The 12,970-nt window shown below is 49.2% G+C and carries 10 protein-coding genes and 1 rRNA gene (1 of these 11 running past the window's edge); 7 read left to right on the top strand and 4 right to left on the bottom strand.

The features are described from left to right. The 5 genes from HP399_RS29255 to HP399_RS29235 all read left to right on the top strand — a co-directional run. Positions 1-443, top strand: a 23S ribosomal RNA gene (locus HP399_RS29255) (it extends 2,486 nt beyond the left edge of the window). Between the two features lie 259 nt (positions 444-702). Continuing rightward, positions 703-1,377 (top strand): response regulator transcription factor, encoded by a 675-nt coding sequence (locus tag HP399_RS29250; RefSeq protein ID WP_007728963.1) that lies wholly within the window; start codon positions 703-705, stop codon positions 1,375-1,377. Then, positions 1,374-2,669, top strand: a complete 1,296-nt coding sequence (locus tag HP399_RS29245; RefSeq protein WP_173620971.1) for a sensor histidine kinase — start codon at positions 1,374-1,376, stop codon at positions 2,667-2,669. Before HP399_RS29250 ends, HP399_RS29245 begins: the two co-directional genes overlap by 4 nt. Before the next feature lie 139 nt (positions 2,670-2,808). Continuing rightward, the gene (locus HP399_RS29240) at positions 2,809-3,096 is read left to right on the top strand and encodes a HesB/YadR/YfhF family protein (protein ID WP_007728959.1); all 288 of its coding nucleotides are present in this window, start codon (positions 2,809-2,811) and stop codon (positions 3,094-3,096) included. Positions 3,097-3,239: 143 nt separating this feature from the next. After that, on the top strand, positions 3,240-4,148 hold the full coding sequence (locus HP399_RS29235) for a hypothetical protein (RefSeq protein WP_173620970.1): 909 nt from the start codon (positions 3,240-3,242) through the stop codon (positions 4,146-4,148). Positions 4,149-4,224: 76 nt separating this feature from the next. Here HP399_RS29235 and menC read toward each other — a convergent pair whose 3' ends face one another. From menC to HP399_RS29215, 4 genes are all read right to left on the bottom strand, one after another. After that, positions 4,225-5,373, bottom strand: coding sequence for an o-succinylbenzoate synthase (menC, locus tag HP399_RS29230; RefSeq protein ID WP_173620969.1), 1,149 nt, complete (start codon positions 5,371-5,373; stop codon positions 4,225-4,227). A 20-nt stretch (positions 5,374-5,393) separates the two neighbouring features. Continuing rightward, positions 5,394-6,533, bottom strand: coding sequence for a M20 peptidase aminoacylase family protein (locus tag HP399_RS29225; protein WP_173620968.1), 1,140 nt, complete (start codon positions 6,531-6,533; stop codon positions 5,394-5,396). Positions 6,534-6,628: 95 nt separating this feature from the next. Continuing rightward, entirely contained in the window at positions 6,629-8,038 is a 1,410-nt protein-coding gene (locus tag HP399_RS29220; protein ID WP_173620967.1) for a YfcC family protein, read from the bottom strand. Positions 8,039-8,217: 179 nt separating this feature from the next. Beyond that, positions 8,218-10,242, bottom strand: a complete 2,025-nt coding sequence (locus HP399_RS29215; RefSeq protein WP_173620966.1) for a sigma 54-interacting transcriptional regulator — start codon at positions 10,240-10,242, stop codon at positions 8,218-8,220. Between the two features lie 365 nt (positions 10,243-10,607). Here HP399_RS29215 and HP399_RS29210 point away from each other — a divergent pair, with 365 nt between their 5' ends. After that, on the top strand, positions 10,608-11,279 hold the full coding sequence (locus HP399_RS29210; protein WP_173620965.1) for a LytTR family DNA-binding domain-containing protein: 672 nt from the start codon (positions 10,608-10,610) through the stop codon (positions 11,277-11,279). Between the two features lie 141 nt (positions 11,280-11,420). Next, the gene (locus tag HP399_RS29205; protein WP_173620977.1) at positions 11,421-12,932 is read left to right on the top strand and encodes a succinyl-CoA:acetate CoA-transferase ScpC; all 1,512 of its coding nucleotides are present in this window, start codon (positions 11,421-11,423) and stop codon (positions 12,930-12,932) included. Positions 12,933-12,970: the final 38 nt, after the last annotated feature.

Below are 12,970 nucleotides of genomic sequence, written 5' to 3'. Positions count from 1 at the left end.
TTATCTCCCCCAAGAGTCCACATCGACGGGGAGGTTTGGCACCTCGATGTCGGCTCATCGCATCCTGGGGCTGAAGTAGGTCCCAAGGGTTGGGCTGTTCGCCCATTAAAGCGGTACGCGAGCTGGGTTCAGAACGTCGTGAGACAGTTCGGTCCCTATCTGTCGCGGGCGTAGGAAGTTTGAGGAGAGCTGTCCTTAGTACGAGAGGACCGGGATGGACGCACCGCTGGTGCACCAGTTGTCACGCCAGTGGCACAGCTGGGTAGCTATGTGCGGACGGGATAAGCGCTGAAAGCATCTAAGCGTGAAGCCCCCTCCAAGATGAGACTTCCCACAGCGCAAGCTGGTAAGACCCCTCATAGACGATGAGGTTGATAGGTTCGGTGTGGAAGCGCGGTAACGCGTGGAGCTGACGAATACTAATCGGTCGAGGACTTATCCACACACTTAGCAATCATGCGTATTCAGTTTTGAAGGAATGAGACGAAAAGCTGTATTCCCGATTACTTGTAAAAAGTAATGGAGAATGCAGCTTTTTTTGTATTTCCGCCAGCACCTACAAATCTGATTCAAAAAAATACGTGCTCTAATAAAAGGAGCGTGTGCACAGCCGAGATCGGCGAGTGTGGTCATTATTGTGATTCCAGTCGATTATGCTATGCTGAATGACATACAGCTTTTTCAAATGAAAGAGGGATCAATATGCTTATTCTTGCAGTGGAGGATGAAAAAGCGCTGCTTCAAACAATTGCAGGAGTACTGACCGATGAAGGATATCAGGTGGATACGGCAGAGCGCGGAGATGACGGCTTGTTATTGGCGGAACGCGGCATCTACGATTTGTTGGTCCTGGACATTATGATGCCAGGAATGGATGGTCTTTCACTGGTAAGAACGCTGCGTGCAAAAGGTATAATGACGCCAGTTTTGTTTTTAACGGCAAAAGATAGCGTAGAGTCGAGAGTCGAGGGATTGGATGCCGGAGCAGACGATTATTTGGTCAAGCCTTTTGCGGCCGAAGAATTGACGGCGAGAGTGAGAGCCCTCTTGCGTCGACAAGGGAAACAGAACGCAGAAGGCGAGCTGGCATACGGTCCTCTATCGCTGAAGATAAATGAATATGACGGTTTTGTTGATGATGAGCCGATGAAGCTAACAACGAAGGAGTACGAACTGCTTAAGTACTTCCTGCAAAATCGGGAGCAAATATTGACGCGCCAACAAATTTTTGACCGCGTATGGGGAATTGATTCAGAAGCGAATTACGGAGTGGTCGATTTGTATGTCCACTACCTGCGCAAGAAGTTGGGTGCTTACGAAGGCTTCATCCGAACGATCCGCAATGTGGGCTACATTTTGAAAAAGGAAGACAAATGATGTTTCGGAAAACGAGGATTCGGCTCGTAACGTTGAACGTAGTAGTAGTGCTTCTCTTGTTGAACGGGCTGGGGAGTGCAGTCTACTACACGATGAAGTACCGTCTCTATTCGCAGGTGGACCGAGAAATGACCAAAGTCAGTCAAAGGCTGGCAGTTGATTCTATGCCTCGTCTCCATCGGATTGAAGACGACCCTTTTCCATACAACCGTCAGGAGAGGAAAAAGTTTAACGATCTGGATCGCCGATATGTTTTACTTGTCTGGGATAGCTTTGGTCGTGTCATCGGAACCGCATTTGGTGACCGGCTGGAGCCGGAGGAGTATGCAGAATTCCAGCATAACGGAAAAGCAGACGGAATCGAAACGAAAACAGTGAATAGACAAGTCTATCGCGTGCAGACAGTTACGGTTCCGAAAAAGGTCGTTGTAGGCAATCGGATACAGACCGCGTACCAGTTTCAACTAATTTACAATCTGGCACCTGAGCAAAATATGCTGGACAGCTTGCTGTACGTTGTCATAATCGGCGACATCATCTGTATTGTCATTGCGATCGTGGCTGGGTGGTTTTTGGCGAGAAGGGCACTCATCCCGATTCAGGTCTCGTGGGAAAAACAGCAGCAGTTTATTGCCGATGCTTCTCATGAACTGAGGACGCCGCTCACGGCCATCATGGTCAATCTGGAGAGGCTTTTCAGACACCCGGATCATACGATTGAGCAGGAAAGCGAAAAAATCATGATTGGGATGCAGGAGGCCAAGCGCTTGAGCAAGCTCGTCTCGGATTTGCTCACACTGGCTCGAAGTGATTCTAATGAGTTGCAGATCATGAATCAGACGCTACGCTTAGACGAAGTAGCGATTAAATGCACCCAGGTTTTTGCACAACTTGCCATCGTACGGGAAATTCGTCTCGAAACAGACATCCAGCAACCCATTGAGATGGTGGGAGACCAAGAACGTCTGCATCAGCTCATGGTCATCTTGCTGGACAATGCCTTGAAGTACACAAACGAAGACGGACGGATTTATGTCTCTTGCAAAAAGGAAGGCGGTCGCGTTTCGATTCTCGTAAAAGACAGTGGGATTGGGATTTCCAGAGAGGATATTCCGTATTTGTTTGATCGCTTCTTTCGGGTGGATAAAATGCGCTCTCGTGTGACAGAAGGAACAGGCTTGGGACTCTCCATTGCCAAATGGATCGTGGATGCTCACCACGGAAAGATTCAGGTCAGTAGTGAGGTAGGTATCGGAACGAGTTTTTTGGTTACACTTCCAATAAGGCCTTAAACAGATGGAAAGAACCGTGTTCCCAGCGTAGGGAATCGGTTCTTTTTTCAAATAGTGGGACAATTCCATTTAACATACTTTTATGTTTCAAATATCTCTAAATCGAGGTAAACTATAGGAAGAGAGGAGTGGCGTACTAATGAACATGACGATCACTAAAGCAGCGGTAGCATGGTTTCGGGAAGAATGGGGATGCAAAGAAGGAGACAGCATTCGTTTTTTTGTCCGGTATGGAGGCGTTAGTACGGTTCAGGATTCATTCTCGATGGGGATTGCCAAAGAGTTGCCGAATGAAATCGGCATTTCGACAGTAGAGGATGGCATCACATTTTATATGGAAAAAGATGAGTTGTGGTATATGAATGGAAGAGGGTTGATTGTCGATTATCGGCCAGAGACAGACGAAGTGGAATTTAAGCTGGATTAATCAAGGAAAATGATAGCTAGTAGATGAAGGGCTCCGGATATACGGGGCCTTTTTACATGAGCGAAAAAACTAAAATATCATACTTTACAAACAAAAATGTATGTTATATTATGGGTACATAAATGGAAAAAGGAGGAAGTTAAATGCGTTTACTTGATTCTTACTTGGAGCTTGGCATTACGGGAATGGCACGTGCAGCTGGAGCAGGATGGTTCGATGGTCATTATGGGGCAGCATTATTGGCAGGGTACTTCATGGATCGTGAGCACGATCTCCCTGAACATGTAAAAGAGGGTATTGAGCGGACATGCGAGTCCTTCCGCAAGCAAAAACCTGAATGGTTTGTTCCACTAGATCAAGACGAGCAAGCTGATCCCTCCTTGTTACAGCACGTGATCGATGGTCTCCAGCAAAATGTGAAGCAGCTTCGGACCTCAGGTCATGGACTAGCACTAGGTGTGTTGGCATTAAAAGCACTGCGCGAACGCCCTGATATGATCACTCCAACTGTGGTGGATGGCTTGGTCAAGATTCTTCAAGCGACGACAGCAGACAGGATAGACCGTTATTGGGGCATCGAGAATTACCATGGCATGACGATTGACGATGTCAAAGACGAAGTTGCGCCTTACGATACAACCGCAGAAATGGCAGAGCGGGCGTTTGACGAGCTACATTTGGTCATACCGCCGCGTGATATTAACGGAGTACGCTTTCATTTGGCAAGCGAGGTCGTCCATAACATCACACATGCTCATGCGTTAACAGATCTAGAGCGATTCGGTTATGAGGATATTGTGAAGCCTGGTATCATAAACCATCGTCTTCAAATCTATTTGAATCGCCATGTTCCTCCGTTTACTTTGGAGGATGAGGTGAAGGAGCCAGCGTTCGAGGAAATATTTTCACCGCTATACTGGGATAGACTATACAGCGATCCTCATGCACTGAAGCTTCCGTATGCTGCGTTGGATCTGCTAAAGCGGTTTCCTCCAGAGAAGAGAGCTCTTGCCGAGCGAAATTTGTGCAAGCTTTTGACGATTACGGATTAATACAATCACCTAAATAAAAAGAACAGGGAGGCCAATAGGCACTCTCTGTTCTTTTTCACTTCGATATGAGTGTCGTCTACCAGGTTGGAATGACAGTCGTAGTAGACTCCCGATTTGCATAGTAGCTTTTATGCTCGATCAGGGCATTGCGAATGGCAGACTCATTGATGTCAAAACCGATTCCTGGAGTTGTTGGTACAGCCAGCATACCAGGTGCTGCAAAATCGATGACAGGTGTCACGATATCTTCCGCAAAGTAGCGATGGGACGGGGATGTGTCGCCGGCAATCGTGAAGTTGCTAAGCGAAGCCATCGCGATGTTATGCGCGCGTCCAATCCCTGCCTCCAACATTCCTCCGCACCATACTGGTACACCGCATGTCTCACACAGGTCATGGATCTTCTTGGCATCGGTCAGACCGCCTACACGACCGATCTTGATGTTGATAATCCGGCAACTGCCGAGCTCGAGTGCTTTGCGGGCATCTTCCACCGTATGGATACTTTCGTCGAGGCAGATCGGCGTTTTCAGTTCCCTTTGCAAGGTCGCATGGTCAATGATGTCGTCATGAGCCAATGGCTGTTCAATCATGATCAAACCGAAGCCATCCAAAGCCTTCAGCATCTCCATGTCTGCCAGTGTATACGCAGAGTTTGCGTCCGCCATCAGTGGAACATCTGGTCCAAATGTGTTTCGGATCGCACGCATTGGCTCGACATCAAAGCCCGGTTTGATTTTCACTTTGATCTTTTTGTAGCCGTCACGGATGAAGCCTTCTACGCGTTGCAGCAGTTTTTCGATGGTCGGCTCGATTCCGATACTCACACCGACGTCAATCGTCGTACGAGTTCCGCCCAATGCTTGGGAGAGGGAGAGGCCGTTCATTTTGGCGTACAAATCCCAGACGGCACCTTCCAAAGCGGCTTTGGCCATGTGGTTGCGGCGCATCCAGGAGAAGAGGCGGGATACGTCATCAGGATGCTCGATCTCCCGTGAAAACAGCTGCGGGATCAAATACTTTTCGAGCATGTACCAGACCGTATCGACATCTTCCTCGTTGTAGACGGGGACGTCCATCGCGACGCTTTCGCCGAACCCGACATGGGCACCGCTATATGCACGCACCAGAATGCATTCTTTGTGGGTTTCGACTCCCATGCTCGTCTCAAAAGGGGAATTCAACGGAATTTTGATTCGTTGCAGGTCCACGCGTTCGATTTTCATGTTCATCTCTCCTCAACCGTTCATATGGATTGTCGCTCAAACGTTTTCAGTACCGTTCTTGCCAAAATCTCGATGCCGTCTAGCAGTGCTTCTTTTTCAAAAGTCATCTGCGGATGATGAAGTCCTGGTGTTAGACCACAGCCTAAACCAAGCATGGTAGCCCGAAGCTGTGGACGTTCTTTTGTGTAATAGTGGAAGTCTTCCGCGCCCGGTGTCTGAATAGGTGGCTCGAGCTTTTCTGCCCCCAAGGTTTGGGTAATGGCATCCGCCATGATCAGTCTCGCTTCTTCGTTCACTTCCGCCGCATAGACACGTTCGGTGATCTCGTAAGACAGCTCAACTTCATACAGACGGGAGACGTGCTGCAAAATGTGCTCGACACGGGCAAATAGGGCGTGAATGACTTCATTCGTCTGTGCCCGCAGGTCCAAGTGGAAATGCGCCGAGCCCGGAATGATATTGCTGCTTTTGCTACCGGCTGCGAGCTGCGTCATTTTGACGGAATAAGGGACGAGCGGATCGAGATGAATGCCTTTTAACTGCTCAACAATCGCAGCGGCTACCTCGATAGCATTGACTCCGAGATGAGGCCGTGCGCCATGAGCATCGGCACCCTTGATTTGCCCGAATACTGTACCTGCCGCTCCGTGCAGGATGGCAGAAGCAGCTGTGCCGCGTGGGATTTCCTGAATGGGACGAAGGTGTACGCCGTACAGAAAATCAATATCGTCCACTACTTGCTTGTTCAGCATCGCAAGTGCGCCATTTCCGCTTTCTTCTGCTGGTTGGAAAATGAGCTTCAGGCGCCCAGGGAGCTGGACGTTCATTGCTTGCAGTACCATGAGGACGCCTAATGCCATGGTCATATGCGCATCGTGTCCGCAGGAATGGTTCGCGGTAAAGACGCCGTTTACTTCTTGCCAGAGTGCGTCCATGTCTGCTCGTACGCCTACAGTCAATTTTCCTAGCGTCAGATCTCCCCATTCACCAACAACTCCCGTCACGTCGTCAAAGGTAGTAACGTGGCAATTGTGTTTTTTCAAGAAGTCAGCAATGAATGAGGTGGTTTGGACTTCCTCCCAGCTTATCTCTGGATGCTGGTGTAAATGCTCGTATAGAGAAAAAATGGCGGGCTGCAATTGTTTGATCGTTGTGCGCATGGTTCCTCCATCGGTTTGTTTGAGGGTAGTCGATATGTGAAGCGACGGCTACGCCAATCCACTTGACGCAGCCAGTTTTGTGAAAAGCTCATTTGTTACGAAACGCCAAATGTTACTGCTACAATGAGCGCAATTGAGGCGATCACGGCCCAACCTGCTAGCAGCTTCCAAATGAATTTGACCCATTTCTCATACGGAATGCCCGCAACAGCCAGATAGCCCATCAACGCAGAAGAAGTCGGGATAATGGAGTTGGTGACCGCATCACCATACTGGAAGGCAAGAACCGCTATCTGACGTTGGATGCCGAGCAGATCCGCAATTGGTACCATGATCGGCATGGTTGTCGCTGCCTGTCCACTACCAGAAGAGATAAAGAGATTGAGAAAGGCTTGAATCACAAACATAGCCAGGACGTTTACGGCATCTGGCAAATGACCAATCGCCGAAGTCAGACTGTTAATCATCGTATCGATAATTTTTCCGTCTTCTAAGACGACAGTGATCGCTCGGGCAAAACCGACGATTAGCGCACCAAACGTAACGGCTCTCGCACCAGCGACGAAGGAATCGAACAGCGTATTGACCGATAAACCTCCGACGAGACCAGCAACCAGGCCCATGATCAGGAAGGAAGCGGTAAGCTCTGTTAGGAACCATTCGTACTTGAATACACCGTATACGTTGAAGGCGAGGCCACAGACCATTACAAGGAACACGAGCTTGTGGCGTGCATTCAGATCTGGGATGTCTACTGTTGCCTGTTCTTGACTTGCGTGATTCTCTACGCCATAAAGCACACTCTTGGTCGGGTCTGCTTTGACACGATACGCATAGCGCATGACGTACCAGATGGCAAAAGCGAGCACGAAGACATACACAACAGCACGGAAGGTAAGACCAGAGAAGAGCGGCAATTGCGCGAGCGACTGCGCCACCCCAACCGTAAATGGATTGATCATTCCGCCCATGAAGCCGGCTGCCGCCCCCATGGTGATCATGGCTGTACCTGTTACGGCATCAAAGCCCATTGCACGAGCCAGCGCGATACCGATTGGAACGAAGATGATGCTTTCTTCTGCCATTCCCATGGTGAAGCCACCGATGGAGAAGAGGAACATGGAAGCAGGAATGAGCAGCTTTTCCCGACCCTCCAAGTGTCGGACACCTTTATTGATCCCGGCTTCAATCGCTCCGGTCTGGCGGATGATTCCGAATACACCGCTTACAATAAAGATGTAGAAAATGATTTGCGCGCCTTTTTGCATCCCTTCTGGAATCGCTTTGAACATGTCAAAGAACGAGACCGGATTACTTTCTACAGGGTGGTAGCTACCGTTGACGACGACGGTTTTGCCTGAGGCAACGTCCTTGACCCGTTCGAACTCACCAGCTGGGAGTACATAGGAAGCTAGGGCTGCCAAAATGATGATGATAAAGAGGATGGCATAGGTATGCGGCACAGAAAAACGTTTCTTTGCAGGTTTCAATGGATGTGTAGACATGAGGTCACCTCGCTTTTTTTTGCTTATGACAAGCAAGTGTCGTGCCAAGTGTCGAAATTTCCCGAATATAAGCGTTTTCAGTGGATTTTCATAGGTAAGGTAAGGGAATAAAATGAGCTTTAGGAATGTTTATTAGGTTTTATGCAGCCTAATACATCCTATTATTCATTGGGCGGAAGCTAAATCCGCCCGTGCTTTCGCAACAATTCGATACCCGTTGGGGTGATGGAGGTTCCTTGTCGGGTCGTTCCTGAACGCACCAAGCCTTGCTGCTCTAGAAGTTTTAGTTTGTGTCGCAGTGCGCTCTCCGTCCAGCCTACGGATTGTAGTTCGGGAGAGTGCGCCAATTGATAACGTCCGACTGGTTTGTTAGATACGTAATAATGATGCAAGCAATACAAAATATCCAGGTCGCGGTTGTCGTCCAAATTGGGGATAGAAGCCGTCTGCTGTTTTTGAAACAGGCTATCCGTCAATCGTTTGGGGAGATCCTGAATGCCGATGACAGGATGCTCACTTACCGTAATGGCATAGTCGACGACATTTTTCAGTTCGCGAATGTTCCCCCGCCAGTCATGGCGATAGAATAGCTCCATGACTTCTGGCGACCATGTTTTGCGAAAGCCTTGCTGCTCCAGATGCTCATCGATAAGAAGGGGAATATCACTGATTCGCTCACGCAAAGCGGGAATCTGGATCGGCAGGACAGCCAAACGATAGAACAGGTCCTCACGAAAGCCTCCTTGGGAAACAGCGTCTTCCAAATCACGATTGGTAGCAGCGATGATGCGGCAATCCACAGAGAGAATGCCTGTACCGCCCACGCGGATGACCTGCTTTTCTTGCAGCACGCGAAGCAGCTTGACCTGAATGGCCCCAGAGATGTCCCCCACCTCATCGAGAAAAATCGTCCCACCGTCCGCTTGCTCAAACAGACCGGGCTTCCCGCCTTTTCGTGCTCCTGTAAAGGCACCGTCTTCGTAGCCGAACAGCTCGCTCTCCAGCAGGTTTTCCGGCAAGGAGGCACAATTGATTGCGACAAAGGGGCCGTTTTTGCGTAGGGAGTGCTGATGAATGGCATGGGCGAACAACTCTTTTCCCGTTCCGTTTTCCCCTGTCAGCAGAATCGTTTGATTGTTTTTTGCCATCTTTTTGCCGAGCTCGATGACTTGGAGCAGCGGTTGACTTTGTCCTTTGATATCGGAAAAGGAGTACGTCGCTGTATGACCGCGCAACGTAAGAGTAGTTCGCAAGCGTTGGATTTCGGTCACGTCTTTTAGCGTACAAACGAAGCCTAAATGCTCATGCCTGCGGCGGATGCTTTGACTGCTGACGATAAATTGTTTGTGATCAATGGTTACGAGGGCGTCCTCCTGATCTTCCTGCTCAAAAAAGGGTTGCAGTAAGCTGTGCTCCTTCAACACTGTGTACGGTTGTCCAACAATAGAGGATGCATGTGGACAAAACAGCTCAACGGCGACATCGTTGATAAACGTGATCAGACCTTGTTCGTTGCAAGCGATCACGGGGTCTTTGACTGCCTGAAAAGTAGATTGCAGCTGGCTGTTTAGCTTCTGTACTTCTGCGTAGGAGGTGCCGAGCATTTTTGCGAGCTCAGACATTTCCAAGATGAAGGAAGACAAGTACTCACGCTCCCATTCACTGGGCACGCCTACCTTGCGACCGATATCAATCAAGTCATGAATGTTGATTTTGCGAAATCCGAGATCGATAATCTCCACGTGAGGAGGCAGCGGTACATCAGCGATGCTCATAATGATCGCGTACTGAAACTCGAGTTCATCAAATGTACAGCCAGGGTGAAAAGGAACGTAATTGATATGATCGACGTTCGCTTCTATTAAATTTTGGATGACCTCTTGTGCCGTCACGGGCGAATTGTTCATGACAGGGACGGTCGTCCCCGGAGGAATCTGCATCAGCGCTTTCATTTTGCGCAACTCGAAAAAACGGTTTAAAACCGTGATGGGTACGGAGTCGGCGACAGCTTGACGGGCAATTGTGTACAGCTCCGGGGATTTGGTTGTGATAAAGATATGATCGACTCCGCTCAAATCGGGAATGTGCTCATGGCTGGCATAACCGATGACTTTGCAATACGGCTCGAAATAAGCCCGCAGTTCTTTTAACAAAAATTCGAGAGTGTCCGTTCCTTTTGCAATCAAGACAATGGTGTGGTCCATGCTGCACCGCCTTTGCTCAAACAATCGTGAATGTTTTGTAATCTCATGATAGCACAATGCCTGGCTGTAATCGGATGGATTCGCTTGTATAGAGAGGAAAGACAAGGATTGATTTGCGGGCAAATGCTAGTTCAAAAAGTCGGCTTTTCAGCACCGAGAAAGTGGCGAGAGCTTGAAGAAGGAGGAGCGGAGTGTAGGGGACCTACATGAGCACCGGACTTCGAAGGTGAACGCCTCTTTCGATGTAGCAAGAGCTTCCAGAATTACTACGTGATCAAAAGCCGGCTTTTTGAACATCCGCAGCAGGGGAATGTGTTTTAATAGAAGGTAGAGAAGATCAAAAAGCAATAACAGGAGGAATCAGCATGGGGGACAGAGTGGTTCCAGAGGTGCTGCAAATGATTGGGGAAGTCGTGCCAGACGGGGTATCGATTGCGATCTCGGACGGCTCACAATACTTATACTATCAACCGAGTTCCAATATTGACTTGAAAATTACGCCAGGGGATCTCGTCCCCATAGGCTCGGCTACACATCAAGCGCTCATGGAAATGGGAAAAGTGGGGCATCAGGTGGAGAGTCGTATTTTTGGCGTGCCGTACTATGGACTCTCGCTTCCATTAGTGCGAAATGGTCAGGTCATGGGCTGTATTACCGCCATCTATCCACCTCAAAACGTTCCGCTCACAAATCCGGAGGCGCGTCTATCGTTTTTGGTCGGAAAAGGGGAGGACGGCTGGCTGCCCATTTCGTTAACGGAGATCGTCTTTATCAGCTCTCATGAAGGAAAAACGCTTCTGCATACGGCTAGTGGATCATATGCGAACAAATACAACATGGCTGAACTGGAGTACATGCTCCCGCAAGAGCGATTTGTGCGCTGTCATCGGTCGTATTTCGTCAATATGGAATCGATCGGCTTTATTCACCCGCATTTTCATTCGACGTTTTTATTGGAGATGAAGGACAAGCAAAAGACGAGAGTTCCTGTGAGTCAGTCGTACGCCAGCTCGTTTCGGCAATTGCTCGGCTTCTGAAATATCTGACAAATGAGAATGGTTCGCTGTCGTTTTTTCTTGATAGCCGCGTAAATTTTCTGTTTTGTTGAAAATCGAGTGCCCGCTCAGAATCCGTGTGCTAGTGTAAAGGCAATAAAGATGGCATGGGAGGTCACAATGATGCGGGAGCGCTTACGCGATAAACGACTGGCAGATAAAATCGTGACGGCTGAGGTAGCAGCAGGATGGATTGAGGATGGCATGACAATCGGGTTAAGTGGTTTCACGCGTGCTGGTGATGCCAAGGTCGTGCCGCTCGCATTGGCTGAGCTGGCGAAAAAAGAGAACAAGCCTTTTGGCGTAAACGTATATACAGGAGCTTCACTCGGCTCCGATGTGGATGCTGTGATGGCGGAAGCGGGGATCATCAACAAGCGATTGCCTTTTCAAGCAGATCCGGTCATGCGCAAAAAAATCAACGATGGTAGCATGATGTTCGTTGACCAGCATTTGTCGCATACAGCGGAAGCGATTCGTCAGGGAGCGATAGACGCTATCGATTACGCAATTGTGGAAGCGGTTGCAATTACAGAAGAGGGCATGATCATTCCGGCTACGTCCGTGGGGAACTCCAATATTTTCGTGGAAAATGCCATGCATGTCATCATTGAGTTGAATATGGCTCAATCGGTGGAGTTGGAAGGCATCCATGATATTTATACACCAGCGAAACAGGGAGAGCGTGAACCGATTCCGCTCACGTCCGTTGATCAGCGAATAGGCACAGCAGGGATTCCTGTCGATCCGGATAAAGTAAAAGGGATTGTCCTGACGAATCAGTTGGATTCACCCTCGACGATTGTGGAACCGGACGAAGAAACGGCGCAGATTGCGGCACATCTGATCGAGTTTTTGCGTCAGGAGGTAAAAGAGGGGCGCTTGCCGAACAATCTCGCACCATTGCAATCGGGAATCGGATCGGTAGCGAATGCGGTTTTCAACGGATTTTTGGATTCGGAATTCACGGATCTGACTGTCTTCTCGGAAGTGCTACAGGATGCCGTGTTTGATTTGCTTGATGCAGGTAAAATTTCGTTTGCCTCAGGCTGTTCGATCACGCTGACGGCTGAAAAGATGAAGCAGGTCACCGAGAATTTCGCCCAATACCGTGACAAGCTGTTGCTGCGTCCGCAAGAAATCACGAACCATCCGGAGCTGATTCGCCGCCTCGGTCTGATTGCGATCAATACCGCGATTGAAGCGGACATCTACGGCAACGTCAACTCAACTAATGTATCGGGTACACGAATGATGAACGGTATCGGCGGCTCTGGCGATTTTGCTCGCAATGCACGTCTGGGTATCTTCGTAACCAAGTCGATTGCCAAGGGTGGAAACATTTCGAGCATCGTACCGTTTGCCTCCCATGTGGATCATACTGAGCACGATGTAGACATTATCGTGACCGAACAAGGCTTGGCTGACCTGAGAGGTTTGGCTCCGCGTCAAAGAGCCATCAAAATTATCGAGAATTGTGCGCATCCGATGTACCGCGATCAATTGATGGCGTACTACGAGGAAGCACTCACACGCGGCGGGCACACCCCGCATGTACTGGAAAAGGCGTTCTCCTGGCACGTACGTTACGCGCAGGAAGGCACGATGTTGGAGAAAAAGCCAGCATTGGTCTAGGCGATTGGTTGATGAAAAAACAAACCCGTTCGGGCGTT

Source organism: Brevibacillus sp. DP1.3A (assembly GCF_013284245.2).
GTDB lineage: Bacteria > Bacillota > Bacilli > Brevibacillales > Brevibacillaceae > Brevibacillus.
This window is presented reverse-complemented; position numbering and strand designations above follow the sequence as displayed.

Bases quoted from the DNA above. Each gene is read 5' to 3' on its own strand.
- HP399_RS29205 (WP_173620977.1), top strand. From the start codon at position 11,421: ATGCGGGAGCGCTTACGCGATAAACGACTGGCAGATAAAATCGTGACG.
- HP399_RS29235 (WP_173620970.1), top strand. From the start codon at position 3,240: ATGCGTTTACTTGATTCTTACTTGGAGCTTGGCATTACGGGAATGGCA.
- HP399_RS29210 (WP_173620965.1), top strand. From the start codon at position 10,608: ATGGGGGACAGAGTGGTTCCAGAGGTGCTGCAAATGATTGGGGAAGTC.
- HP399_RS29220 (WP_173620967.1), bottom strand. From the start codon at position 8,038: ATGTCTACACATCCATTGAAACCTGCAAAGAAACGTTTTTCTGTGCCG.
- menC (WP_173620969.1), bottom strand. From the start codon at position 5,373: ATGAAAATCGAACGCGTGGACCTGCAACGAATCAAAATTCCGTTGAAT.
- HP399_RS29215 (WP_173620966.1), bottom strand. From the start codon at position 10,242: ATGGACCACACCATTGTCTTGATTGCAAAAGGAACGGACACTCTCGAA.
- HP399_RS29250 (WP_007728963.1), top strand. From the start codon at position 703: ATGCTTATTCTTGCAGTGGAGGATGAAAAAGCGCTGCTTCAAACAATT.
- HP399_RS29225 (WP_173620968.1), bottom strand. From the start codon at position 6,533: ATGCGCACAACGATCAAACAATTGCAGCCCGCCATTTTTTCTCTATAC.
- HP399_RS29245 (WP_173620971.1), top strand. From the start codon at position 1,374: ATGATGTTTCGGAAAACGAGGATTCGGCTCGTAACGTTGAACGTAGTA.
- HP399_RS29240 (WP_007728959.1), top strand. From the start codon at position 2,809: ATGAACATGACGATCACTAAAGCAGCGGTAGCATGGTTTCGGGAAGAA.